This is a genomic window from Alicyclobacillus hesperidum subsp. aegles (assembly GCF_027923525.1).
Classification (GTDB): domain Bacteria; phylum Bacillota; class Bacilli; order Alicyclobacillales; family Alicyclobacillaceae; genus Alicyclobacillus; species Alicyclobacillus aegles.
In genome coordinates this window covers 119,660-145,241 of the sequence record NZ_BSBJ01000007.1, presented here as the reverse complement: position 1 = coordinate 145,241, position 25,582 = coordinate 119,660, and the positions used below count along the sequence as shown (strand labels likewise).

Below are 25,582 nucleotides of genomic sequence, written 5' to 3'. Positions count from 1 at the left end.
TATGCACAGTTGTACGGTATGATAGATAAAATAGTTGGGTAGCTTGAAACAGGGAGTGGAGAAACGTGCTGGTCGTACAGAAATATGGCGGCACATCGGTCGGATCCACGGAGAGGATTCGCGCCGTTGCGGATAGAATTGCGTCTACCGCGAGCGCGGGACATGCTGTGGTCGTCGTGGTGTCGGCGATGGGGCACAGCACCGATGCATTGGTCGACTTGGCGGCCGAGTTGGCCGACAGCCCAGATCTGCGCGAAATGGATCAATTGCTTGCAACAGGCGAGCAAGTGTCGGCAGCCTTGGTCGCCATGCGGTTGTTGACGATGGGCATACAGGCCAAGTCGCTCACAGGATGGCAAGCAGGGATTGCGACAGAACCGGTTCATGGCAACGCGCGTGTTTCGCAGATCGATACAAGGGTCTTGCAAAACTTGATTGCGAACGGAACTGTGCCTATTGTGACGGGATTTCAGGGAATCGCCGACGGTGAGGTGACGACGCTGGGCCGCGGTGGATCGGATACGTCGGCAGTGGCGTTAGCTGCGGCACTCGGTGCGGACGTTTGTGAAATTTATACGGATGTCGATGGCGTTTACACGACGGACCCGCGCGTCGTACCCAATGCAAAGAAGTTGGATGACATTTCATATGATGAAATGCTGGAGTTGGCCAACCTTGGTGCCCAGGTTTTGCATCCACGCGCGGTAGAAAACGCCAAACATTTTGCGGTGCAGTTGGTCGTGCGCTCTAGTTTCACGGAAGGGGACGGAACGAACGTCGTGGCAATGACAGAGAATCGGATGGAAGGCCGGCGCGTAGTGACCGGCATTGCGTTTGAACGGCATGTTGCAAGGTTGGCAGTTGTTGGGGTGCCACTTGAGGAGCACGCACTGGCGGCGATTTTCTCGTCTTTGGCGGAAAATGGCGTGAATGTCGACGTGATCGTCCAAAGCGTCGTCGACGAAGTCGCGGTTGATGTGTCTTTTACGGTGAATGAGTCCGATCTCGGTCGCGCCGTAGAAGTTGTTTCGGCATTGCAGCCAAGCTTGCGGTTTCGCAAAATTGAACGCGAGGCACCCCTTGCCAAAGTGTCCATCGTCGGTGCGGGCATGATTAGCAATCCGGGCGTGGCCGCGCAGATGTTTGTTGCGCTTCGCGACGCACAGGTGCCGATTCACATGGTGAGCACATCGGAGATCAAGGTTTCGTGTGTCATCCCTGCAGATTTGGTCGAAAAGGCAGTACAGGCGCTGCACAAGACCTTCATCGAAGCAGATATGGTGACGCCGTTGACCAACGTATAAGGCAAAACCAAAAGCGGTTTCGCGACCACATCAGCCATCTTTGGCACTTGCCGGGGATGGCTGATGTTCTTTTCATGAACGCCTATATTGACCCGACATCATCGGGGTGGGGAGGGTTATCGCTCGTGCTGTGGGGAGGTTAAATGAGCGAACAAACGGAGCCTGTTCGTTCAGTTCAATAAACAATTGATTAAGACTATTTTTTTACGATTGGTCATATAGAGTCGACGTGTTTGAATACTTATCATAGACATAACATAAGTTTGTTCGACGAACAAATACATGTGCATTTTGTTGGGGGGGTAAACGGTTACACGGTTGCCAATGGGAATGGAACGAAACCGCGTACCTGAAGCGGGAGCAGGGATTGGGGGACATGGTTCCATGAAGCAAGTGAATGATCGTCTTGCACATCGTATGGGAAAGCGTGTCATTCGACTCGTCGATGGATCTGGGGTTGCTATCGCGGATCAAGAGGTACGGGTTCGGCAGATCAACCACAGTTTTTTGTTTGGTGCCGGGATATTTGATGTTGTTCCTTTTGTCAATCAAAGCGTTCCGCAAGAGAAGCTTACGTTTTTGGAAGAGGAAATCAGTAGATTTTTAGAGGTATTCAATTTTGCCACGTTACCGTTTTATTGGGGGCGTTTTGAGCCTGAACAAGGTAAGCCGCAGACAGAGGCGTTAAAGCGGGCTGCCGAATGGCTACAGCAAAAGGGCGTGATTGTCAAAGGACATCCTCTTTGTTGGCATACGGTTACAGCACCATGGCTTTTGGACATGAGTAACGAGCAAATCTTGCGTGCCCAACTCTCCAGAATTGAGCGAGAGGTGTCGAATTTCCAAGGCGTCATCGACATGTGGGACGTGATCAATGAAGTTGTGATTATGCCGATCTTTGATAAGTATGACAATGGAATCACCCGGATTTGTAAGGAACTTGGGCGTATTGAACTGATTAAACAGGTCTTTGCAGCGGCCAAGGCGTCTAATCCCGGCGCGACATTACTATTAAATGATTTTAATACGACGACGAATTACGAGATTTTGATTGACGGGTGCCTCCATGCAGGGGTTCCGATTGACGCGATTGGAATCCAGTCACATCAACACCAAGGTTATTGGGGGCGAGAGAAGCTCGAAGAAGTTTTGGAGCGGTTTTCGCACTTTGGGGTTCCTATTCATTTCACAGAGAACACATTGACATCCGGCCATTTGATGCCGCCTGAAATTGAGGATCTGAATGATTATCAGATTGCGGAATGGCCGTCGACACCCGAGTACGAGGAACGTCAGGCGCGAGAAGTTGAAGAAATGTATACGATTTTATTTGAACATCCGCAGGTGCAAGCCATTACGTCTTGGTCGTTTAGTGACCACGGGGCTTGGCTAGGAGCGCCAGCAGGATTGATCCGAAAGGATAATAGTCCAAAACCGTCCTATGACGTGCTTAAGCGCTTGATTACAAAGGACTGGCACACAGAATGCGTGATAAAGACGGACGGAAATGGAGCGGCACTTGTCGAAGGGTTTCTCGGAGACTATGAACTCGTTTGTCAAGACAAGGTGTCGCGCTTCCGTTTGACAGGCAATGATGGCCATCTCGACTTGGTTATCTAAATAGCTGTTGTCTCCTGTTGCGTGAAACAGCATGGGGGATCTGCATGCGACTTGACTATCCACATTGTAGTTAAAGGAAAGCGTATACATGAGGTTTGGTTCATGAGATGCGCTCTTTGAGGAGGTGAGCCACCTTCAAGCTGTTGAACGGTCGCCTTCTGTACCGCTGAATGCTTCCTGTCATAAAGTTTCCGCTGAGTTCCCGCTTCTCGTTCATCGTTGGATAGCCGTGAGAGACGGACCGTTCTACTGGTTTCAATGATTTGGGAGGGATTGTGATGACGGTTACCTGGAAGAAAGGCGTTTCTGCAGTTCTTGCACTTGGGTGTATCAGCGCACTTGCTGGTTGTTCGTCACAACAGTCGGCAGCAGCTTCGGTGGCACCGGTGAAGGCTGCATCGACAGCCGTGAGCCAAGGGCAACCATTGACGATTGTACCAACTCCATCTGGAACGTTTGCGGACAATTTTAATCCGTTTGCGGTCACCAGTGACTACGGTACCTTTGGATTCATCTATGAAACGCTGTTCTACTATGATACGCAGACCGGGAAGATGTGGAGTGTTCTGGGGGATTCCTACAAATGGAGCAATGGCAATAAGACCCTAACCGTCTCGCTCAACCCGAAGGCGAAATGGACAGATGGACAGGCATTTACGTCACAGGATGTAGTTTTCACCTTTGACTTATTGAAGAAGTACTCTTCGGCAGACACCAACGGCGTGTGGACGCAGCTTGCAAGTGTTGCTGCGAAGGGTAGAGATACCGTGGTCTTCACATTTAAACACCCTAATATCCCGTTTGGTCTGGAGTATGTCTTAGGGACGTACATTGTGCCGGAACACATTTGGTCCAAGATCACCGATCCGACAAAAGTAACCGTCACGAAACCGATTGGCACGGGTCCCTATGTTCTCGACACATTCTCTCCACAAGATTACAAGCTGAAGGCGAACGCCAATTACTATCGAGGTAAACCACCTGTTCCAGAGCTCAATTTCCCGTCTTTCAACTCTAATGAAAGTGCGAACCTGGCTATGATTCAAGGCCAAATCGATTGGACCGCCGTGTTCATGCCCGGTATCCAGCAGGCCTACGCCGCAAAAAGTCCGAACAACCATTACTGGTTCCCGCTTGGCGTCACCCTCAATTTGTCCGTTGATTTGAAAAACCCTCTCTTAAGCCAGACCGTCGTTCGGCAAGCCATGAGTATGGCTATCAATCGTAATGTTCTTGCAACCAAAGGCGAATATGGCTATGACAAGCCGGCGGAACCTGATGCCGTTCCCTATAACATGAGCTCTTGGCAAGATCCAAACTTGCCGGCACAGGACAAATCGTTTACGTATAATCCCGCCGGAGCTGTCGCCTTGTTGAAGAAGGCTGGCTATAAGAAGAACGCTCAAGGTATTTTTGTCTCTCCGAGTGGGAAACCGCTCAGCTTTACCCTGATTGTTGTATCCGGGTGGTCGGACGAAGACACGGATGCTGCGCTCATCGCAAACCAGTTAAAGCAGGTCGGTATCCAGGTCAACGTCCACGAGGTCACGGACAGTGCTTACCAAACGCAACTCTCGTCCCATCAATTCCAATTGGCCATCAATGCAGCCTATGGTGGTCCAAATCCATACTATGTGTACCAGGAAAATTACGATCCGCATGGAGACGCCGATTGGATGCAGTTTAACAACCCGGGCGTAAATCAGGCTTTGGAAGATTTCGCTCAGACGACCAACGCGGCTCGTCAGAAACAGGACATCTATAAGGTGGAGCAAATCGTCGCCGAACAATTGCCGACCATTCCATTGATGTATGGCGCGACATGGTATGAATACAACACAAGCAAGTACACGAATTGGCCATCGGCCAGTAACGCGTATATCTCTCCATCAATCTGGAATTACGAGGGTGCCGCTATCACGGTCATGCACCTGCACCCAGTACACTGAGCCCTTTATGGCTATAAGCAGGCCCAAGACGCGGCCTACTTTTTCATGCACGTTGCCCATGTTGAATCCGAGTGGTCCACAGTAGTCTGTATTGTGCGAAAGTGAGCGCATGTGTTATTCTTGATTCATCGTTGCATTGAGAGTACAGATAGACACGGACGTCGCATGACTGGCGGATTGTGGGAATGACCACAGGGGAGTGCGATGTATACAGTTGCCGGCCGCCTGGGCACTTTGACGCGTTCTGCGTAAAAGTCTCAGCGGCCGTTGCTGTACATGCCGGAGTGGTAAGGAGAATTCGAATGACGACGAAAATTCTTGTAACGGATGACATTTCAAGCGCTGGTATTGATGTGTTGTCGACCTTGCCTGATGCCACTGTCGATGTCCAGACGGGACTTTCTCCATCTGAGTTGCTTGTTGCGATTGCAGACGCGGACGCACTCGTCGTCCGCTCGCAGACGACTGTCACAGAGCAGGTGATTGCTGCTGCGAAGCGGTTGAAGGTGATTGGCAGAGCTGGTGTCGGTGTCGACAATATCGATCTCGAGGCTGCCACGCGCCGTGGCATTCTCGTCATTAATGCGCCGGACGGCAACACAATTGCCGCCGCCGAACACACCTTCGCCATGATGATCAGCCTTGCACGCCACATTCCGGCGGCCAATCGGGACTTGCTCGCGGGCAACTGGAATCGAAAAAAGTGGGTGGGCGTCGAACTTCGCGGAAAGACCCTCGCCATTCTTGGAATGGGTCGCATTGGCACGGAAGTGGCAAAGCGTGCCAAGGTCTTTGGCATGACGGTGCTAGGGTACGATCCGTTTTTGACCGAAGATCGGGCACAGAGCCTCGGTGTACAAAAATCGGATCTCGATTCGGCCATTCGAGCAGCCGATTTTATCACAGTCCACACACCGCTAACAAAAGAGACGCACCACATGATCGACGCAGGGAAGATAGCGATGATGAAAGAAGGGGTGCGGATTATCAACTGTGCCCGGGGCGGCATCATCGATGAGCGTGCGTTAGCGGATGCTTTGCGGCTTGGCAAGGTAGCAGGTGCGGCCATTGACGTGTTCGAGAGTGAACCGCTCGCTTTAGATCATCCGTTGCGTCAATGTGAGAATGTAATCCTGACGCCACATCTTGGCGCCTCGACCGTTGAGGCACAGGAAAACGTAGCTATTCAAGTGGCGGAGGAAATTGTCCAGGTTCTTCGCGATGACACCTTCGAACATGCGGTCAATCTCCCGAGTCTAAGCCCGCGACAGAAAGAGCGCTTGGCGCCATATTTGGCTCTTGCGGAGCAACTCGGTTTGTTTGCCGCGCAACTCGCACAAGGAGCGCCGTCGCAGATGACAGTCACATACGCAGGCGATGCGGCTGATCCAGATGGCGGATATTTGACGCGCACGGTACTTAAGGGCTTTTTCGGCTTCCAATACAGCGGTGAAGTGAACTACGTCAACGCTTTGCGCTACGCGGAGGATGCTGGCTTGCGCGTGCAAGAGGTACGTGAGTCGCGCGGGCGCGTGTATACGAATGAGATTTCCATTTCATTTGCCACCGACGCGGGTAGCCACCGTGTCTCTGGCACCCTGTACAGCGAATCTGGGCCGCGCATTGTCGAACTTGACGGCTATCCCATCGACATGCCAATTGAGGGCATCTTGGTCTATACGCGGCATGAAGATAAGCCTGGTATGATCGGGCGCATTGGGACGTTGCTCGGCGATGCACAAATCAATATTGCCGGTATGCAGGTGGGACGTCGCGAAACGGGCGGCGAGGCGGTTATGCTGCTCACTGTGGACAAGAGCGTGCCAAACAACGTGATCGACGAGATTGCTTCCCATGATGGAATCCGCATGGTGCGTGCGATTGAACTGTAAGTCCGATGGCGGTCGATAGACCGGTCGTATCGTGTGGTAAGAACGACAGATAGAGGAGTGGAGTTCGTGAAACGAGCGGACAACTTTAACGCAGGGCCAGCAGCCTTACCGTTGCCGGTACTCGAGCGCATTCAAGCAGAGCTCCCCAATTACAGCGGGACGGGCATGAGCGTCATGGAATTCAGCCATCGTAGCGCGGAGTATGAAGCCATTCACAACGATGCCCAAACACGCCTGCGGCGACTGCTTGGCATCCCTGATGGCTATCAGGTGTTGTTTTTACAAGGCGGCGCGAGCTTGCAATTCGCGATGTTGCCGATGAATTTTCTGAAACCGGGCGAGAAGGCACTATACGTGTTGACCGGATCATGGTCGCAGAAGGCGGCAGATGAAGCCGGGCGCTACGGCGAGTTGCTGATCGACGATTGGGCCAAACAGGGCGGTTATCGGGACATTCCTACATCGATTGCAGGAGATGACCCGTCGTTGCGGTATGTTCATATTACGTCGAACAATACCATTTACGGGACGCAGTGGCGAGCGTTGCCAAAGACCACGGCGCCTCTCGTTGCGGACATGTCGAGTGACATCTTGTCGCGGCCTGTCCGGGTGGAGGATTTTGCGCTGATCTACGCAGGTGCTCAGAAAAACATCGGACCGTCCGGCGTCACCGTCGTGATCGTTCGCGATGATTTCTTACAAACGGCAAACAGCGATGTTCCGACCGTTCTGAAGTACAGCACTCATGCGCAAGCGAATTCGCTTTATAACACGCCGCCGACCTTCGCGATTTATGTCATGTCGTGCGTTTTGCAGTGGGTGGAGGAGACCGGTGGCTTGGCCGGGATCGTCGAACGCAACCAGAAAAAGGCGGCTGCTGTGTATGACGTGATCGATACACATCCGAATCTGTACCTCGGACATGCGGAAAAGCGGGCTCGTTCTGAAATGAACGTCACGTTCCGTCTCCCAAGTGACGAGTTGACGAAGTCGTTCTTGGCAGAAGCTGCAGAGCGCGGTTTCGTGGGCGTCAAGGGTTACCGCACCGTGGGTGGTGTGCGCGTCTCGCTCTACAATGCGGTACCTGTTGAAGCCGCTCTGCGGTTCGCTGAGTTTATGCAAGATTTTGCGCGCCGCAATGGCTGATGGAGGTTTTGGATGTATACGACGGTTTTGTTCGATATCGATGGCGTCATGTTAAGCGAGGAACGGTATTTTGATGCTTCTGCACTCACGGTGCACGAATTGTTGACCAGTACATCGTTCCTTGGCTTGCGTTCGATCTCGCCGGCATTTTCTCCGGCGCCGGATGACAGCGTGATCGGCCAGATTCGCAAGGACGTCTTTCAGCGCGATCAGGTACTCGAGCGCCTCAAAAACGTGGGTGTGAACGCAAATTGGGACATGGTTTATTTTGTCTTCGTCGCTGAATTAGACGCACTCCTGCGACAAAGTGTCAGTGATCGCGCGTTTGCCATGCAAATAGCGAGCGCGTTGACTGGCGGATGGACTGTCGAAGCGTTGCAAGCAATCGGCGACGCTGCACGGGCAAATGGAATTGAGCACATTGTCCGTTGGGACGCTTATGACACTTTGTATGCGGGCTGCCACTCGCGGGCTGAGCTCATGGATGCGGCGGCCAAGGCTCTTTCCCAGCACTGCTCCGGTGGCGATCCGCACGATCTCTGGAACATCGGACAAGCCACTTTTCAGGAGTGGTACTTGGGGGATGGCTACACGGGCAAAACGACAGGTAAACAAGGTTTTCTCACGAGCGAGTACGCCATCGTCCCCCCGGACGCATTTTCGGAATTGCTTACCGAGTTGAAGCAAAAGGGTATTGCGATGGGCGTTGCCACAGGACGGCCGCGCATCGAAACTCATGTACCACTCACACACTTCGGGTGGCTGCAGCATTTCGATCTCGCGCACGTCACCACCGCTTCTGATGTCGTTGAAGCGGAGGAGCAATGTCCCTCGGCGCGGCCACTGTCGAAACCGCATCCGTTCTCTTATCTGCGTTCATTGACGGGCGATCACGATGTGGAAAGCTTGCTGGCTTGCGAATTGCCTTTATTCGATATGAAGGACAAGGTACTCATTGTAGGCGATTCGATTGCGGATGGACTTGCCGCACAACGCCTTGGTGCTTCGTTTGCAGCGGTCTTGACAGGGCTTGAAGGAGAAGGGGCACGTCCGAAGTTCGAGCGCCTGGGTGCGGATTATATCTTCGAAAACGTGTTGGGTATTAAGTCGTTGTTTTAAGTCTTGCGAATCCTAAAGATCCGTGTTAATATATCAACTGTCGCGCGATACGCGAGGACAGTTGTGGAGAGATGTCCGAGTTGGCCGAAGGAGCACGATTGGAAATCGTGTAGGCGGGTAAAACCGTCTCGTGGGTTCGAATCCCACTCTCTCCGCCAAAGTTTATGGTTCGGCCAGTGTCTTCGCTGGCCGAACAACTCTGTGTAGAGGATGGCGGCGTAGCTCAGTTGGTCAGAGCACACGGTTCATACCCGTGGTGTCGGGGGTTCAAATCCCTCCGCCGCTACCAAACCAAAACAGATGCCACCTTGGCTCAGGGGTAGAGCGGCTCACTCGTAATGAGCAGGTCGTCGGTTCGAATCCGACAGGTGGCTCCATAATGAAATGCCGCAAAGACCGGCTTTTCGGGGTTTTTCGATCTGGAATTCGGATCGCAAAAACCCCGATTTTTAGTATTTGGTGTGGCTCAGGTGCGCCTGCAAGAAAATGGGATATAAGCGCGGTTTATACGATTGTAGGATAGTGCATCTCCGCGCTTTTGAGGTCAAGCTTTGGCTATCCTGGCCTAGTGCATGAAGCAGATATAACGATGTGGTTAAGTAGGCGGCACACGACAATAGGGCTTCCCGTACTCACTTGGGCCTGTTCGCAAATCGACATGCGATAGAATTTGCAGCTCATATACCATATTGCACCATGATGGAAGGGTCAGTGAACTGACAGTTGTGCTCGGAACAATGACCCAGCCGTTGGGTTTCGAGTGGTTAGACGGTGTGCTTTGTGGTGGACTGGGTGGACTGCTACAGGACGTCACCTTCCTCACAGGTGCAAATGTGGGGAATCGTGCGCAACTGCAGGACTGGCATGTGGACACGGTAAAAGTACGGAACACGTTGCTTCAGGTCTACCTGAAGCAAATTCTCGAAACGGGTTTTGTTCACATCGATCTATATCCTGGAAGCTCACTCGTACAAACAGACGGCAAGTTGGCTCTGCTCGACTTTGGTATGGTGGCAGAGTACAGCAAAGCGGAACGGAAAACCTTTCGCCGCTTGATTCAGAGCGTTTTTCTCAGAGATGCGCTCGGTGTTGTTGAAGATTTGCAGGAGTTGGGTTACTTGCCAGCAGAGGTCAATCCTGCCGAGTGGCTGCGCGACATTGGTCCGGTTACCGGACGACTAAATGCCAACCTCATCCGTCGCCTGCGGTCACAGCAGTTGTTTCGACTCCAGGCGCGGTATATGCTGTTAATACGGTGTCTGGGCCTCTTGAAGTCCGTTTTGACTGAGCTTTCGCCGAATGAAACGGATTGGCTCGGTGTGATGTCAGAGCATGCGCTGCCAATCCTGATGGGCACTGCCGGGGAGTCCGCAGTTCGCGCTTAAGCTGTCCCGGGGTCGCGAATCTCAACAGAGACCGGAGGGGAGTTTGGATAGAAAGTCACGGTCCGCTGTTTCATGGAAACGGAGCGCGTTTACTGCCTAGCTGGCTGAACAGACTGCTCATAGCAGTTATTTCACTGGCTGGCGTAACGGTGTTGGTGCTTGGCATCATATCGGTGGTTCGGTGACCCTCCACCAGAGGGTCATTCCACATCGACTTCGACGCGTCCTTCCCGGATGCGCACTGCAAAGGTTTCTACCGGAATCACGCACGGCATCCGCGTGGCCTCTCCAGTGCGGATGTTAAACGCCCCGCCGTGGCACCAGCAGACGATTTCGTTTTCTTCGATCTCCCCCTCAGAAAGTGAACAGTCCTGATGCGTGCAAACATCCGACGTCGCATACCAGCCGTCTTCGAGGTGGTACACGGTCACTGGTACGTCTAGAGCGGAAAAGTATTTCATATCTCCCACAGCGATCTCCGACTCATCTGCAATTGACACCCATGCCATCTCGGGTCTCCTCCTTCGTTCAAACACTATTCTGTGTTCCTCATGGTAGTGGGTAGTATGACCGATTTCCCTCGTCATCGACCGCAATCAGAACAGGCTGACCGCCGCAGTCCAGCGCAAAATGGTCGATCCGCCAGCCGGCTTCAACATAAAAGTCTCCGTTTGCGACAAGCCGAGCGTACGGCCGATCCCGCTTGTACTCAAGCGGCATGTCCTGCACAGCATTCGTCCAGTCTGCAGTTCGTTCGAAGTACGCGTTCAGATAAGTCGTCAAGTGCGCCAATTCGCTGTCATGCCAAACCAGCTTGAAGCGGACAGTTGTGGCGCTTGATTTGCAAACAGACATGCTTCGTCCCCCTCTACACCTTTACGACGGCCGCTGTGCTGTTAGCAAAACTGCCTCGTAGTGCATCGTAAATCCGTCTGCGTGGTCCCGGTCAATCGCATCCGCGATCTCCGACTTCATGTCCGGCGTCGCATAGTCAAGCAAATGAAACAGCTCTCCAAAAAAGTCGAGAACGGCCTGACCGTTCGCGAAGGAAAAAGGAAGCAGTGTTTTTTGCTGTGCGACCTGCTCGAAGCCGACCGCGTGCATGGCATCGGGAAGCGCATCCGCCTGCGAAAATTTGACGAGAAACGGCCTCGCGAGACTGATCATGTCACCGAGGGAGGCAGCGGCCACTTCGAAAAATTCACCCCACGTCTTTCGGCCCGGCACGGTAAAGCAGGCTACGCCTCCGGGGCGAAGGACAGAAAAGACCTCAGACATGCTCTGTTCCGGCCTTGGGAAGAAGGGAAATGCCAGGTTGCAGAGGACGAGGTCAAAGGAACCAGGAGCTAACGAGATGTGACCTGCGTCCATCTGTGCAAAACGGATGTTTGAAACGCCAAGCTTTGCGGCTTCAGCAGCGGCGAGACCAACCATCGACTTGGAAGCGTCCACGGCAGTGATAGCGAGCTCCGGGTTTCCAACGGCAAGCGGGAGTGTGAGAGTCCCGGGCCCGCAGCCGAGATCGAGAACTTGTCTCGCATTGAGATATCCCAATTGAAACTGTGCCTGTTCGAGCAGGATACCCGCAACGCGCGGCGAGATCAGCCTGCCGACGGTGTCCTTGTACAGGATGCTGCCTTGTTCAGTTTTGAAGTTTGGGATTTTCATCGCGATCCCTCCACGTGGTTCCAACACGAGTCCTCAGGCCGAAGCCGCCAGTTGATGTCCGGGCGCTTCGTCGATTTCAGCGACTGGACTAGGGCCTGACACGCGTCCACGCCGAATTCTTCTTGATATCTGGTGAGGATGCTGTCCACGGCGTGACGGAACAGCGCTGGCCGCTCGCAGTCGGTTTTTGCCGTCACTGAAATCGTCGCCTGTTCTGTACCAAGGAGAAAATGTTCCCGAATCCTCATCTGCTCGCACTTCCTCTCTTCCATCTACTAACTACTGTGTCAGTGTACGCGGATCTCGTGTTTGCCACTGTGAGTAGCGTCACGGTGACCGATGCTCACGTGAAACTAGAACAGTTTGTGACAACACCTTTGCTTCGGATAAAGGTGTGATTTAGCGCACACGTCGCCCGTCATGGGGGGACGTTATTTTGTACCGCACGAATTGAGGGAGTCCGGAAGGACGAGGGTTCATGGCCCTGCTGAACTAATCCGACATCCGAAGATCGCACATCACGGGAAGGAGTGAGTGGACTTGTTTCCAAAGCCTAGACGATTGGAGGGCCCCATTGCGTCGGTCCTAGTCTGAAGAGACTAGTACGTTTCAGTTCAGAGATGGTCCCATCGTGTCTGCCGCAATAATTGCATCTAAGATATAGTTCTACCACTGGCACTTTGCCTTCTCTTTTTCGAATGGAGGACTGCAAGATGCGACGTTCCGTCATGATGATGTCGATGGTTGCAATGATTGTTTCCTTTGTAGTGTGGTCCATGATTTCCCCAGTTGCACCACAGATGACCAAGGCCATGCATCTTAGTGAGTTTGACAAAAGCATACTCGTAGCAACACCCGTACTTCTTGGTTCACTCTTCCGCATTCCAATTGGCATGCTGACAGACAGATTTGGCGGTCGAATTGTTTACACTGTTTTAATGGTTTATCTCGTCATTCCGTTGTTCGGAATTTCATTTGCACATCACTTCGGCACGTTTGTGTTTTGGGAGATTCTACTGGGCGTCGCCGGAACGTCATTCGCAGTCGGCATTGGCCACGTTTCAGCATGGTATCCTCCAAAACAACAAGGCTTGGTGCTGGGGATTACCGCACTTGGTAACATTGGTACTGCGGTCGCTGGTTTCTCCATCCCCGTGATGTTCTTACATCTTGGCTTTGCGAACACGGCACGCGTATTAGTTATCCCAGTGCTCATCATGGCTGCATGCTTGTGGCTGTTCACGAGAGACGCGAAATCCGAAAAGGCAACATTAGAGCCTACCGTAAATCAAGCAAACGCCATGAAACTAGACGCCAAAGGTTTCTGGACCACCTCAAACCTATGGGTTTTATCCATGTTCTATTTTATTACGTTCGGTGGGTTCGTTGCTTTTGGCAATTATCTCCCGACACTTTTACAGAGCATTTATCACATGCCGCCAGTCAGTGCAGGACTTCGTGCATCAGGCTTTGTTGTGCTCGCTACCGCGTTGCGTCCTGTCGGTGGTTATCTCGCAGATAAGATTGCACCAAAGAACTTGCTCATCATGACATTTGCCGTAATTGCAATCATGGCCGCTGTATTCGGCTTTGGTATGGCGAATATGGCTGTCGCGACGATTGCTGCATTAGTCATTTCTATCATGCTTGGTATCGGCAACGGTGCAGTGTTCAAGTTGGTGCCAACCTATTTCCCACATACAACTGGGAAGGCAACCGGCATCATTGGTGCCATCGGTGGTATGGGTGGATTTTTCCCTCCGCTTGTCATGGGTGCTCTGAAACAAGCAACAGGTAGTTACTTGGTCGGTATGTTGTTCCTTGCACTTTCTTGCGTGATTGCGCTGGTTGTTCTACTCATCCAGTACCGCACGAGGAAAAGCGCGCCGACGAAAAGGGTACGTGTCGCTGCTTGAGTTTTATGTATGTTGAGAACACATAAGTCATCACGATGAAGGTATCAAGGAGGTTTTATTTTGTCAGGTCCGGCATTGAAACAACTAGATGCGCACCACGCGATACACGAAGCAGCGTTTCACGAGGCACAGGAGATGACGGTATTGTTCCACCACCTGGTGGAGAAAGGGGACAGCGAACGCGCCGTTGCACTCGCTGAAGCCATCCTCGATCACTGGAAAACACGGACGCTTCGCCATGCGGCGGACGAAGAAATCGGTTTTTACCAAGAATGCCGCGAGGCAATGCCTCATCGTGCCGAGGAAATTGCGCAATTGATTCGCGATCACGATTTAATGCGCAACCTTGTCGCCGAACTCGAACAACTTTTGTCACACACGTTCGATAGCCGGGCCATTTCGTTTCGTTTAGACGCACTACTGTGGGTGAACGAAATACATAGCCGCGACGAAGAACGATGCTTGCTCGACGGGCAGGCTTTACGAACAAACGATGTCAAACAAACCTTGGAGGAGAGTGAACCGCTTGAACGCCAACTACAACAACCAGTTTGAGGAACAGTTTCGCGAGTTTGCACTAGAGACCGACAAGGAAGATCTACTTGCAATTTTGCGAATTCGTTTCGGAGAAGTCCCGCCTAATGCCAAGGCATTTATCATGAAAATGAGTGATGCTACGTCCTTGGAACGCCTCATTCTCGTCGCGTCGAACGTACCAGATTGGAAAAGCTTTCTCAACGAGTTACAGGAAAGTGTGAATGCGTTTCGGATTGCCGGAGAACAGTACCGACCTGTCTGATACACACACGAAATCTAATCTTAATAAAGCACTGTCTTACGCTTTCGCACGCATAGAGAGGATGGAAACAATGGAAAATCGGCGCAAATCGCTGTTTAATGGACTAAATCATTTACGTCGTCGCTCGGAAACATTTAATGAAAACTGGTCGCAAGCGACAGCAGGGAAAAGGGATTGGGAGCAAATCTATCGGAATCGCTGGCGTTTTGACAAAGTGGTTCGATCGACACACGGGGTAAATTGTACGGGTTCGTGCAGTTGGAAGATTCACGTAAAGGACGGAATTATCACGTTTGAAACACAGCAGACCGACTACCCGTCGCTTGGTGCGGATGTACCGGAATACGAACCGCGAGGTTGTCCTCGTGGCGCGAGTTTTTCGTGGTACGAGTACAGCCCCTCACGTGTCAAATATCCATACATTCGTAGCGAACTATTGGTCCTTTGGCGCCACGAAAGAGATTTAGGCAATGATCCGGTCACAGCATGGCGTAACATCGTGTCGGATAAAGAAAGGCGTTCATCGTATAGATCTGCTCGCGGGAAAGGTGGTTTCGTCCGGACCTCGTGGGATGAAGTAACAGAAATTATCGCAGCTGCAATCATTCACACGATTCAAAAGTATGGCCCAGACAGGGTTGTTGGCTTCAGTCCGATCCCGGCGATGTCACAGGTGAGTTATGCGGGCGGATCGCGATTTTTGTCACTTCTTGGTGGCACGATTCTCAGCTTTTATGACTGGTATGCGGATTTACCGCCGGCGTCCCCACAAATCTGGGGAGACCAAACGGATGTGCCGGAGTCTGCGGACTGGTACAACGCGGGCTACTTCATCATCTGGGGTACCAATTTACCGATGACGCGTACACCAGATGCACACTTTATGGTTGAAGCGAGATATAAAGGCACAAAAGTCGTCGGGGTTAGCCCAGACTACTCTGAGTACATCAAGTTTGCCGATAAGTGGCTCCCAGCAAAAGCAGGAACCGATGCGGCACTCGCAATGGCCATGACACACGTGATTTTGAAAGAGTTTTATGTCGATAAAGAGACACCGTACTTTGCAGAATACGTCAAACAATACACGGATTTACCGTTTCTTGTACAAATCGACGAAACGGAAGATGGCTACGCAGCCGGTACATTTTTGCACGCAGCGGATTTCGACGCATCTATCGCGCAGGGCGACTGGAAAACAGTCGTTTGGGATGAAACGACGAATGCACTGGCGGTGCCAAAAGGGAGTCTCGGCTATCGATACGACGGATCGCAACAATGGAACCTTCGGATGGAAAGTGATGACGGCACACCGCTTTCGCCGAGTTTAACACTTATTCACCAAGCCGACGCAACCTTGCCGATTCGCTTTCCTTACTTCGGCGACAACAAACCGTCCGTATTGTCACGGCATGTTCCGGTGAAGTACGTGACGACGACCGATAATCGAACAGTGGCAGTTACGACTGTACTTGATTTGTTGATGGCGCATACCGGTGTCTCGCGCGGACTCGTCGGTGATTATCCGGTCGATTTTGACGACGCATCTTCACCTTACACACCGGCTTGGCAAGAAGCGATTACCGGCGTACGGCGGGAAGATGTCATTCAAATCGCTCGAGAATTTGCTGACAACGCAGAAAAGACTCAAGGTCGGTCGATGATTGCACTTGGCGCTGGGACGAACCACTGGTACCACAGTGACATGATTTATCGGGCAATTATCAACTTAGTGCTTTTGACGGGTTGCCAAGGCGTCAATGGCGGCGGATGGGCGCATTACGTGGGTCAGGAAAAGGTACGTCCGCTCGAGGGTTGGAGCACCATCGCGTTTGCAACTGACTGGGTGCGTCCCCCGAGACAGATGAATGGCACCTCGTTCTTCTACTTTGCGACGGATCAATATCGGTATGAAGAGTTAGACACACGCACGATGGGTTCACCCGTGAAAGCATCGCGTTTTCACGAGATGCATCCAGCGGATATGAACGCGATGGCTGCGCGACTTGGATGGTTACCATCGTTCCCGCAATGGACGCAAAATTCGTTGTCTGTCGTTAACGAGGCGAAAGAGCACGGTGCGACGACGAACGAGGAAATTGTGTCGTGGGTGGTTGAGCAGTTGAAACGTGGGGATATCCAATTCGCAATCGAAGATCCGGACAACGAGGACAACTTCCCGCGTGTGTTTTTTGTCTGGCGGTCGAACTTGCTGGGATCGAGCGGTAAAGGCCACGAGTATTTCTTGAAACATCTTTTAGGCGCAAGTGGCCACGTGTTGGCTGATGAAAAGGCATCTTGGCAACCGTCCGACATTGTCATTCGAGATGCGCCGGTTGAAGGCAAAGTAGATTTGCTCGTCGATATCGATTTTCGGATGACAGGTACCGGACTTTATTCGGACATCGTCTTGCCTGCGGCAACGTGGTATGAGAAGCACGATATCAGTTCGACAGACATGCATCCGTTTATCCATCCCTTTAATCCGGCCATTTCACCACCGTGGGAAACGCGGACCGACTGGGTTGCGTTTCGCTCGATTGCAGAGACGTTTTCAAAACTTGCAAAGGACCATTTGCCCGCTTGCGACGACATTGTCATGTCACCACTCGCGCATGATTCAGCCGATGAACTCGCAAATGTGGGTGGGAGAGTGCGTGATTGGCGCAAGGGTGAAGTGGACGCAATCCCTGGAAGGACGATGCCAAAAATCACAATTGTGAAGCGCGATTACCCAAACCTCATTGATCAAATGACGACACTCGGCCCGTTATCCCAGAAAGGATACGGCGCAAAAGGGATTTCGATTTCCGGCGAGCATGCCTACGAAGACGTCGTGAAACGAAACGGCAGCCGCGAGGTGCTTGGCGCACAGCGGCCGCAAATTCACACTGAAATTCAGGTGGCAGAGGCGATTTTGACTTTGTCTGGTGCGACAAATGGACACCGTGCTGTGGAAGAGTGGACGGCCTTGAGCCAAACAACGGGTCTCAATTTGAAAGATGTGTCGGCAGGACGTCACGAAGAAGCCTATACATTTGCAGACATCACCGCGCAACCGCGGCTATCGTTCGCGACACCAGTCTGGAGCGGGCTTGAAGGAGAAGGGCGACGCTATTCTCCATTCACAGTCAATGTGGAATTCAAGGTTCCATGGCACACCTTAACGGGTCGCCAGCACTTCTATGTCGACCACGAAGTCATGAACGACTTTGGCGAAACTCTCCCGCTCTATCGTCCGGCACTTGGCATTATGCCATTTGCAGATGAAGATGCTGCAACGCTTGGCGAAGGTCAGACGGTGATGGTTCGGTATCTGACGCCACACCAGAAGTGGGGCATTCATTCAACCTATAGCGACAACCATCGGATGTTGACGCTGTTCCGCGGTGGACAGACGATTTGGATGAGCGAAGAAGATGCGAAGAAAATTGGCATCAAGGATAACGATTGGGTCGAAGTGTTTAATCGCAACGGTGCTATTTCCGCGCGTGCGGTGGTGACTTACCGTTTACCCATGGGCATTGCGATGATGTACCACGCGCAGGACAGAACCGTCGGTGTACCTGGTAGTCAAATCACAGGCGACCGAGGTGGTACGCACAACAGCGTGACACGCATTATTCCGAAGCCGACACACATGATTGGCGGCTATGCACAACTCAGTTACGGTTTCAACTACTACGGACCGACAGGACACCAACGTGATGTTATGACGTTTGTACGACCACTTAAAGAGGTGAATTGGCTTGAAGATTAAGGCGCAAGTTGCAATGGTGATGAATCTTGACAAATGTATCGGGTGTCACACGTGCAGTGTTACCTGTAAAAATACTTGGACAAACCGCCCCGGTGTCGAATACGCCTGGTTTAACAACGTCGAAACACGGCCAGGTCCGGGATACCCAAAGCGCTGGGAAGACCAAGAAAAGTTTAAGGGTGGATGGCGCTTAAAGAACGGCAAGCTCCAGTTACGTGCTGGCGGCGCAGTCCAGAAGCTAGCCAATATCTTTCATAACCCGGATTTGCCAACGATTGACGATTATTACGAACCGTGGACATATGACTACGAAAACTTAATTGACAGTCCAAAGAAAAAGCATCAACCCGTTGCTCGGCCGCGTTCTCTTCTCACAGGCGATTTTATGAATCAGCCTGTGTGGGGTCCAAACTGGGATGATGATTTAGCGGGCGGATCGGAAATTGCACCGACCGACCCAAACTTTGACCAGATTGAACAGCACGTGAGATTCGCTTATGAGCAGACATTTATGATGTACCTGCCGCGTATTTGCGAACACTGCTTAAATCCGGCATGCGTTGCCGCGTGTCCATCAGGCGCCATCTATAAACGCGATGAAGATGGCATTGTCTTAGTAGACCAAAATGCATGCCGCGGCTGGCGGTTCTGCGTCAGTGCATGCCCGTACAAAAAGGTGTACTTCAACTGGAACACGCACAAGGCAGAAAAATGTCATTTCTGCTATCCACGGCTTGAGTCTGGACTGCCGACCATTTGTTCAGAAACGTGCGTTGGCCGCATCCGCTATCTTGGCGTGCTGTTGTACGACGCGGACAAAGTCCGCGCAGCTGCTTCCGTTGAAGACCCGAAAGATCTGTATTCAGCACAGTTGGAAGCATTTTTGGACCCGTTTGACCCGGAAGTGATTGAAAAGGCCAAAGAAGCCGGAATCTCTGACGCTTGGATTGAATCTGCACAACGGTCGCCTGTTTACAAAATGGCGGTTGAATGGAAAATCGCATTGCCACTGCATCCTGAGTTCCGGACGTTGCCGATGGTGTGGTATGTACCACCTTTGAGCCCAATGATGAGCATGGTCAAAAATGAGGAGCATCTTAGTGTCGACGGCTATCTACCGACGGTGGATCAAATGCGCATTCCAGTCGAATATCTGGCATCCATCCTCACGGCTGGCGATGTTCAACCTGTTCGTAAGGCCTTATTAAAACTTGCATCAATGCGTGCGTACATGCGCGCAAAAAACATTGACGATCTCGACGGGAGTCAGTTACTCAAGCAAATCGACTTAACCACGGAACAGGTGCAAGCGATGGCGAGATTGTTTGGTGTTGCAAAGTACGACGAGCGTTTCGTGATTCCAACAGCCAATCGCGAAACGACACCGGACCTTGGTTATGCACAAGGTGCTTGCAGTCTTGAAGATATTGCGCCACCAGAAGGTATCGTGTCACCTGTTGGCGCAGGCCAGCGAGGTGAATTCTGATGTTCGAGACAGCTACACAAACGAGCAAAGAAGTACGCTCGAAAACACGTTGGAAGATTCTCTCAGTGCTGCTTTCCTATCCGGATCACCCTGCGTTTGAAGGATTGCTAGCGGATGCACTTGACGTTTCGCTCAATGCGTTAGACGTCGATATGGCGAAATCCGTAAATAACTTGCGCCATCTGCCGTTGCCAGAGTTAGCAAAAGTTTATGTGAATGCGTTTGACATGAACGAAAAAACGTCCCTCTATCTCACCGCGCACGAGTTAGGGGAGAGTCGTGAACGAGGTGCTGCACTTGTCAAGCTACACATGATTTTACGAGTCATGGGGTACGAAATTGAAACGGGTGAGTTACCGGATTACTTGCCGGCGTTGTTTGAGCTATTTGCTGAAGCGGACGATGACGAAATGCTTCACGAATTGAAGTATCGTGTAGGCATCGTTTGCAAAGCAATTGAAGGTCGATTGGAAGATGAACACCCGTATCGAAGCTTATTCACTTTAGCGGCGCTATCTCTTCCGAGTGAATCACAGCGAACAGCAAGGTTTGATGAATCAAGCACCGTGCAACAAAGTCAGCCAACGCTTACAGCCCCGTGCGCATTGTCAGCAGATCATGATGACGCGCTTCCAATGCCGTACCCGTTGGTTTACGACTGATGGACGTGGGAAGTGCTCATGGTGAATGAAAAGAGGCGTCGGAAATGTTTCTGTGGGTTATTTTTCCATATATGTGTCTCTGTTTGATGATTGTAGGCTCTATTTTTCGCTTCGTTTATCGGCCGAAAGGCTGGGGATCAAAATCGAGTGAAATTCTTGAAAAGCGCCTGCTGCGTCCAGGCAGTCTCATGTTCCATTTTGGGATGCTGGCCGTCATTGGCGGACACGTGATGGGGCTTGTCATTCCCATATCGGTGTATCAATTTTTCCACATTTCAACGGAGTTTTATCACCACGTACTTGCGGATACAATCGGTGGTTTAGCTGGCGTTGTGACGTTTGTTGGCTGTTCACTGCTTTTAATAAGACGCATTGTGAATAAGCGTGTACGACATAACTCCACGCCATCTGACTTTATCTGTCTGGGTTTATTGTGGATTGTCATTGGACTTGGTGTAATGCAAACTGTGGGTTATAACAATGTTGTCGGTCCTTATGAATACCGAACGACAGTGGGTCCTTGGATTCGAGATATTGTTCTGCTTCATCCAAACCCGAATTTGATGCACACAGTCCCTGTATTGCTCCAGGTGCATATCGTGGCGTCGTTCATTCTATTGGCTTCGATTCCTTTTACACGCCTAGTGCATGTGTGGAGTGCGCCAGTTGGTTACGTTGCAAGGCCGCCTATCCAATATCGGAAACGGTACAGTGTACACGAATGATTTCAAGTTCAAAGATGGCATTTCATCAATCCAGCTCAGCCACTGTAGCCTGAGCTGGATTGTTACTGGTGTGACGTGATATGGGTTACAACGAAGAGGGATGTCATCTATATTGGTCCCGTAGCCGACCCAGACAGATGGCGTAAGGTAAAATAGACGTAGTAGGTGTTTGACTCATGCTAGGGCGTAATTGGAAAGTGGGCGACATTGTGTTGGAAGGGATGGTTCCCGGGGCGAATATAAGCGAGGTTTGCCGATAGCATGGTGTGGCCCAAGTCTGTATTACAAGTGGCGTGACGCATTTATGACTGGCGGACGAGCAGGGCTTCAGTCAGCTGCTTCTACCAGGGAGCAGGAGTTGGGAAAGTGGTTGCAGGAAGCCGTGAGTCAAATTGGCGAGCAGGCTATGGAAATCGATGTGTTGCGAAAAAACTCGAACTGGGGCCGGAAGTAAGCAGCCGTTCTTTGGTTGCTCAGCTCGCTAAGGAAGGGTTTCGGGTCCCAGTGATTGTAAAGCATTAGGGCTGAACCGGACGTACTGTTACAGATTGCTGAAGCCGCCTGCGCCAAATCCGAACAGACCTTCTGTGGACAAGGACGCTCTGGTCAAACAGTGGATCCAAAAACCGTGCGAAGAATTCCCCACATACGAATAGCTGTGATTGACGCTTGTGAGCGCGAGATTATAGGCTACTCGTTTTCCCAGCTTTGCCGTACAGAGTACCTGCTGAAGGCTGTGGATATGGCGCTGAACTATCGCTTCCCGCACGGCGTTTAAGGTGCCGGATTGAAATTGCGAATGGACAACGATTGCCAGATGACAAGTCGCCGGTTCATCGAATCGATGAAAGCCTGCCAAATCAACCACGGGCGGACGGGCTACAACAATCCTGATGCTGACGAATACATCGGGCATTTCTTCCGGTCTCTGAAAGAAGAAGAGGTCGGCTACAGGAATACAGCAGCTTTTCCGAGGCTAAAGCAGCGGTTCAGTCGTACATCCATTTTTACAACACGGACCGCTCTCATTCCGCACTAAGTATCGCTCGCCATTGGAATAAGAAATTGGAAAATGCAATAGAACTTAGCGTTAGACGGTCTGACTTGAAAGTCTACCATCTCTCTCTTAAAAGCCATCTCCTCTGTCTTGACAAAGTCGGGTTCAATACGATCTAGATTTCTCAGGGTATTCTTGGTGGGTAGGTAGCAGTCCTACGGCAGTGGCTAGTTTTCTTTGGCGCTCGATAGTGCGGCAGCGCACACTTTGATTTGGGCGAAAGGAATATACTCCGTATGAATAGGAGGCGTAAACTACGATGGCAGACTTACAATTTTCTACACATTTAAAATGGCGTGGTATGGGAAGAGATGGCGAAGGAGTAGTAACCCTGGCCGAAGATGGTGTTGTCTATTCTGCCCCGGCATCAATGGGGGGAAAGGGCGTTGGAACAAGCCCAGAGGAACTCCTCATCGCAGCCGTTGCAAGCTGTTATAGTGGAACGCTGTTTCGTTTGTTGAAAAAGGCTGGCCTACCAGTCGAAGAGCTGGAGATTACAGCTGAAGGGGAAGTAACGGATTATCCCACGCAGGCCAAGTTTTCGCGATTACGGGTCTCACCTATGATTTTTGGTGCGGACCAGTCTAGATTCGAAGAGTACGCACGCGTCGCGACGCAAGCACGAGATGATTGCTTCATTGGAAAGGCGATTGCAGGAAATGTTTCGTACGACGTCGGGAAAGTTGATGTCAAGTAAATGTTCCCCGTGGACTTTCGGGGGTAGTGGTTGTAGCGATGCTTTTTTGCCGTGTTTTCTCGACTGCCATTCATAGACAGGTGGTAGGGCGTTGCTGAGTCGAGCGTAAGGAAGAGGGGATATAGCTTAAAGGTTCGAGAGCATTTTCTGCTCGGCACAGAGCACGCGACAGTCTCTGTGACCGCAAAATCGGATTGCGATCGACAAACGCTGTTTCTCCGCGCAATCGAAATGATTTGGCCAGATATCAAGAAGAGTTTGGTTTGGAAGCCTATCGCGTTTTGGTAGAGTCACTTCAATCTTCGGAGCGCTCGGAGATTAACTGGAGACTTCGCCCGGACGATTCATGCTGGAACCGTATGAACGAGTGAGGGTAAAGTACCAGTGCTAGGGGTGTCCGAACGGAAGGTGTTCACGTCGAAGATTGGCGAGATGATGGGGGAAGCCATGATCTCGCCAATGCTTATTCAGCCATGTGTGGGCACTGTTCTTCGCGATTGACCAATCCCCTTGTCATGCATGAAGTGGCGAATATACGTATGTCTCCTGTGTGACGTTTTGAAGAGCAATCCAATATGCGTCACGGGCCATGATCAGCTCTTCGTTTGTAGGGATGACGGCCACTTTAATAGGCGAGAATTTACTTGAGATGACGCGTTCCCCGGATTCCTCGCTGTTTTTCGCAGCATCTAAAAAAACGCCCGTGTATTCAAGACCCCGACATATTCTTTCGCGTATTTCTGGACTATTTTCCCCGATGCCAGCGGTGAAGATAATGGCATCTGCTCCATTCATGCGGGCCATGCACAGACCAATATAGTCATGAAGCTTCATAACAAAGATGTCGAGTGCCAGCTTGGCTCTTTCATGTCCTTGTTTCTCCGCCTCGAGCAATACACGTACATCATTGCTTAGACCTGAGATACCAAGAAGTCCACTTGCATGGTTTAAGATATCCAGAACCTGTCTCGTCGTAAGACCCTCCAACCCTTCGAGGAGGGGAATCACTGCCGGATCAATGCTTCCGCTTCGTGTTCCCATGGCAACACCGGAAAGTGGCGTTAGGCCCATAGAGGTCGCATATGAGGCGCCATTGCGAATAGCTGTAACACTTACACCGTTTCCGATATGGCAACTGATGAGTCGGAGCTTGGATCTCGGGGTGTCGAGTATCTGCTCAGCTCGCTCCATTACATAACGATGGCTGCTCCCGTGAAACCCATACCTGCGAATTTTATGTTTTTCATAGTATTCGTAAGGTATCGGGTACAAAAACGAAGTGGGAGGCATGGTTTGGTGAAAACTCGTATCGAATACGGCTATGTGTGGAATAGTGGCGTAAAACGTTCTAGCTATGCGGATGCCTTCCAAATTGACCGGATTGTGCAATGGGGCCATGTGACAGATGCTTTGAATTTTATTAATCACTTCATCTGTAATAAGGGTCGATTCAGTGAAAAGGTCTGCCCCGTGCACGACTCGATGTGCCACGACGTCGATCTCGCTACCAACGTGATCAAAAATGTTTGCGAGGCTAGCATGAAGATCGCCGCCATAATTATGCTGAATGTTACCGCTATCCGTGATCGTCTCACTAGGCATGTTGTAGACCTTATATTTGACAGAACTGCTGCCACAATTGAGAACGAGCACTCGTTTTGGCTTAAACGTTTGGATTTCGTGAATGGCGTCAACCTGTATGATCTTTACAATGTCGCCTGACGACAGTCCCGAGGCATTTGCCTCGTCGGTGTCGATGTGAAACTCAAGTCTGTAATGTTCACTTACACGACACAGAACACGTTCAAGAATAACCTCTCGTTCACCTTTGGTTACCACGGACACGAAATCGCCGTTTTTGACCCCCAGTTCAGAAGCCTCACTTGGATGCATGTGAATGTGCCGTTGTGCCAGAATCACGCCACGTTCGAGCTGCAATGTTCCCTTTGGACCGATGATCTCGATACCGGGAGTCCCCTCGATATCTCCGGAATCACGAACAGGCGGGCAGACGCCGAGTACATAACTGTCCGTCTTTGATATCTCAACCTGAGAGTAGGACCGGCACGGGCCCAACACGCGAACATTCGGGATCAGTCCCTTCGGTCCGCGTAGGGTTACCGTTTCTTCGCACGCATACTGCCCAGGTTGGCGTAAGGACTTTCGTACACGAAACACATGGTTCTTACCAAATAAGCGATCGGCATCAGCTTCAGTGAGGTGGATGTGGCGATTGGATACACCTACTGGAACATACATATGGAATTCCCCCCCGTTGCGAATTGCCAAGATTTAAGACGATCTCATTATGGCCATGCGGGGGTTGTGCAAAAAGAAACGAATTGGTCATCTTCTTTTATCCGGATGAACTAACTTTCTAGTAGTACAAAAGATCTACCC

Annotated in this window: 23 protein-coding genes, 3 tRNA genes, 1 pseudogene and 1 riboswitch; of the genes and pseudogenes, 20 read left to right on the top strand and 7 right to left on the bottom strand. The window is 51.3% G+C overall.

Annotated features, from left to right (window positions below; all coding sequences use genetic code 11):
• The first annotated feature begins 65 nt into the window (after window positions 1–65).
• The 10 genes from QMF38_RS06190 (at window position 66) to QMF38_RS06145 (ending at window position 10,415) form a co-directional block, all read left to right on the top strand.
• Window positions 66–1,304: an aspartate kinase gene (locus QMF38_RS06190; protein ID WP_058094079.1), complete on the top strand. Its 1,239-nt coding sequence runs from the start codon at window positions 66–68 to the stop codon at window positions 1,302–1,304.
• A gap of 384 nt (window positions 1,305–1,688) precedes the next feature.
• Entirely contained in the window at window positions 1,689–2,924 is a 1,236-nt protein-coding gene (locus QMF38_RS06185) for an endo-1,4-beta-xylanase (RefSeq protein WP_058094078.1), read from the top strand.
• Window positions 2,925–3,202: 278 nt separating this feature from the next.
• Complete coding sequence (locus QMF38_RS06180; protein WP_281758924.1) at window positions 3,203–4,873, top strand: ABC transporter substrate-binding protein; 1,671 nt, start codon at window positions 3,203–3,205, stop codon at window positions 4,871–4,873.
• A 155-nt stretch (window positions 4,874–5,028) separates the two neighbouring features.
• Window positions 5,029–5,111, top strand: a riboswitch (ZMP/ZTP riboswitch).
• Window positions 5,112–5,175: 64 nt separating this feature from the next.
• Window positions 5,176–6,765 carry a phosphoglycerate dehydrogenase gene (gene serA / locus QMF38_RS06175; RefSeq protein ID WP_006446799.1) on the top strand — a complete coding sequence of 530 codons (1,590 nt, stop codon included), beginning with the start codon at window positions 5,176–5,178 and terminating at the stop codon, window positions 6,763–6,765.
• A 66-nt stretch (window positions 6,766–6,831) separates the two neighbouring features.
• On the top strand, window positions 6,832–7,911 hold the full coding sequence (serC, locus tag QMF38_RS06170) for a 3-phosphoserine/phosphohydroxythreonine transaminase (RefSeq protein WP_058094075.1): 1,080 nt from the start codon (window positions 6,832–6,834) through the stop codon (window positions 7,909–7,911).
• A 12-nt stretch (window positions 7,912–7,923) separates the two neighbouring features.
• The gene (locus QMF38_RS06165; protein WP_058094074.1) at window positions 7,924–9,030 is read left to right on the top strand and encodes an HAD family hydrolase; all 1,107 of its coding nucleotides are present in this window, start codon (window positions 7,924–7,926) and stop codon (window positions 9,028–9,030) included.
• 65 nt (window positions 9,031–9,095) lie between these two features.
• A tRNA-Ser gene (locus QMF38_RS06160) sits at window positions 9,096–9,188 on the top strand.
• A 54-nt stretch (window positions 9,189–9,242) separates the two neighbouring features.
• A tRNA-Met gene (locus QMF38_RS06155) sits at window positions 9,243–9,319 on the top strand.
• A 13-nt stretch (window positions 9,320–9,332) separates the two neighbouring features.
• Window positions 9,333–9,407 (top strand) — tRNA-Thr (locus QMF38_RS06150).
• Between the two features lie 360 nt (window positions 9,408–9,767).
• Window positions 9,768–10,415, top strand: coding sequence for an AarF/UbiB family protein (locus QMF38_RS06145; protein ID WP_058094073.1), 648 nt, complete (start codon window positions 9,768–9,770; stop codon window positions 10,413–10,415).
• Window positions 10,416–10,615: 200 nt separating this feature from the next.
• Here QMF38_RS06145 and QMF38_RS06140 read toward each other — a convergent pair whose 3' ends face one another.
• The 4 genes from QMF38_RS06140 to QMF38_RS06125 are packed head-to-tail and all read right to left on the bottom strand — an operon-like array spanning window position 10,616 to window position 12,331.
• Window positions 10,616–10,924 (bottom strand): Rieske (2Fe-2S) protein, encoded by a 309-nt coding sequence (locus QMF38_RS06140; protein WP_058094072.1) that lies wholly within the window; start codon window positions 10,922–10,924, stop codon window positions 10,616–10,618.
• Window positions 10,925–10,964: 40 nt separating this feature from the next.
• Complete coding sequence (locus tag QMF38_RS06135; RefSeq protein WP_058094071.1) at window positions 10,965–11,270, bottom strand: hypothetical protein; 306 nt, start codon at window positions 11,268–11,270, stop codon at window positions 10,965–10,967.
• Window positions 11,271–11,291: 21 nt separating this feature from the next.
• Window positions 11,292–12,083 carry a class I SAM-dependent methyltransferase gene (locus QMF38_RS06130; protein WP_058094070.1) on the bottom strand — a complete coding sequence of 264 codons (792 nt, stop codon included), beginning with the start codon at window positions 12,081–12,083 and terminating at the stop codon, window positions 11,292–11,294.
• Window positions 12,080–12,331, bottom strand: a complete 252-nt coding sequence (locus QMF38_RS06125) for a hypothetical protein (RefSeq protein ID WP_058094069.1) — start codon at window positions 12,329–12,331, stop codon at window positions 12,080–12,082. The genes QMF38_RS06130 and QMF38_RS06125 overlap by 4 nt, the downstream gene beginning before the upstream one ends.
• Before the next feature lie 465 nt (window positions 12,332–12,796).
• On the opposite strand from QMF38_RS06125, the gene QMF38_RS06120 reads away from it, so the two are divergent.
• From QMF38_RS06120 to QMF38_RS06085, 8 genes are all read left to right on the top strand, one after another.
• Window positions 12,797–13,999, top strand: a complete 1,203-nt coding sequence (locus QMF38_RS06120) for an MFS transporter (RefSeq protein ID WP_058094068.1) — start codon at window positions 12,797–12,799, stop codon at window positions 13,997–13,999.
• A gap of 60 nt (window positions 14,000–14,059) precedes the next feature.
• Window positions 14,060–14,554, top strand: a complete 495-nt coding sequence (locus QMF38_RS06115) for a hemerythrin domain-containing protein (protein ID WP_058094067.1) — start codon at window positions 14,060–14,062, stop codon at window positions 14,552–14,554.
• The gene (locus tag QMF38_RS06110; RefSeq protein ID WP_058094066.1) at window positions 14,526–14,798 is read left to right on the top strand and encodes a hypothetical protein; all 273 of its coding nucleotides are present in this window, start codon (window positions 14,526–14,528) and stop codon (window positions 14,796–14,798) included. The genes QMF38_RS06115 and QMF38_RS06110 overlap by 29 nt, the downstream gene beginning before the upstream one ends.
• Window positions 14,799–14,868: 70 nt before the next feature.
• Complete coding sequence (locus QMF38_RS06105; RefSeq protein ID WP_281758923.1) at window positions 14,869–18,555, top strand: nitrate reductase subunit alpha; 3,687 nt, start codon at window positions 14,869–14,871, stop codon at window positions 18,553–18,555.
• Window positions 18,545–20,041: a nitrate reductase subunit beta gene (narH, locus tag QMF38_RS06100; RefSeq protein WP_058094064.1), complete on the top strand. Its 1,497-nt coding sequence runs from the start codon at window positions 18,545–18,547 to the stop codon at window positions 20,039–20,041. The genes QMF38_RS06105 and narH overlap by 11 nt, the downstream gene beginning before the upstream one ends.
• On the top strand, window positions 20,041–20,703 hold the full coding sequence (gene narJ / locus QMF38_RS06095; RefSeq protein WP_058094063.1) for a nitrate reductase molybdenum cofactor assembly chaperone: 663 nt from the start codon (window positions 20,041–20,043) through the stop codon (window positions 20,701–20,703). The genes narH and narJ overlap by 1 nt, the downstream gene beginning before the upstream one ends.
• Window positions 20,704–20,747: 44 nt before the next feature.
• Complete coding sequence (gene narI, locus QMF38_RS06090) at window positions 20,748–21,428, top strand: respiratory nitrate reductase subunit gamma (protein WP_058094062.1); 681 nt, start codon at window positions 20,748–20,750, stop codon at window positions 21,426–21,428.
• Between the two features lie 304 nt (window positions 21,429–21,732).
• Complete coding sequence (locus QMF38_RS06085; protein ID WP_157057180.1) at window positions 21,733–21,882, top strand: hypothetical protein; 150 nt, start codon at window positions 21,733–21,735, stop codon at window positions 21,880–21,882.
• Window positions 21,883–21,969: 87 nt separating this feature from the next.
• Here the strand turns inward: QMF38_RS06085 and QMF38_RS06080 are convergent, their stop codons facing one another.
• Complete coding sequence (locus QMF38_RS06080; RefSeq protein ID WP_058094061.1) at window positions 21,970–22,344, bottom strand: hypothetical protein; 375 nt, start codon at window positions 22,342–22,344, stop codon at window positions 21,970–21,972.
• Here QMF38_RS06080 and QMF38_RS14800 point away from each other — a divergent pair.
• Both QMF38_RS14800 and QMF38_RS06075 read left to right on the top strand, forming a co-directional pair.
• Window positions 22,332–22,604 (top strand): IS3 family transposase, encoded by a 273-nt coding sequence (locus QMF38_RS14800; RefSeq protein WP_157057185.1) that lies wholly within the window; start codon window positions 22,332–22,334, stop codon window positions 22,602–22,604. The genes QMF38_RS06080 and QMF38_RS14800 overlap by 13 nt on opposite strands.
• A 140-nt stretch (window positions 22,605–22,744) precedes the next feature.
• The gene (locus QMF38_RS06075) at window positions 22,745–23,182 is read left to right on the top strand and encodes an OsmC family protein (RefSeq protein WP_058094060.1); all 438 of its coding nucleotides are present in this window, start codon (window positions 22,745–22,747) and stop codon (window positions 23,180–23,182) included.
• Between the two features lie 513 nt (window positions 23,183–23,695).
• Here the strand turns inward: QMF38_RS06075 and QMF38_RS06070 are convergent.
• Both QMF38_RS06070 and QMF38_RS06065 read right to left on the bottom strand, forming a co-directional pair.
• On the bottom strand, window positions 23,696–24,784 hold the full coding sequence (locus tag QMF38_RS06070) for an acetate/propionate family kinase (RefSeq protein ID WP_232302178.1): 1,089 nt from the start codon (window positions 24,782–24,784) through the stop codon (window positions 23,696–23,698).
• Between the two features lie 108 nt (window positions 24,785–24,892).
• Window positions 24,893–25,441, bottom strand: a pseudogene (locus QMF38_RS06065) (phosphate propanoyltransferase); the annotation flags it as partial.
• Window positions 25,442–25,582 lie beyond the last annotated feature (141 nt).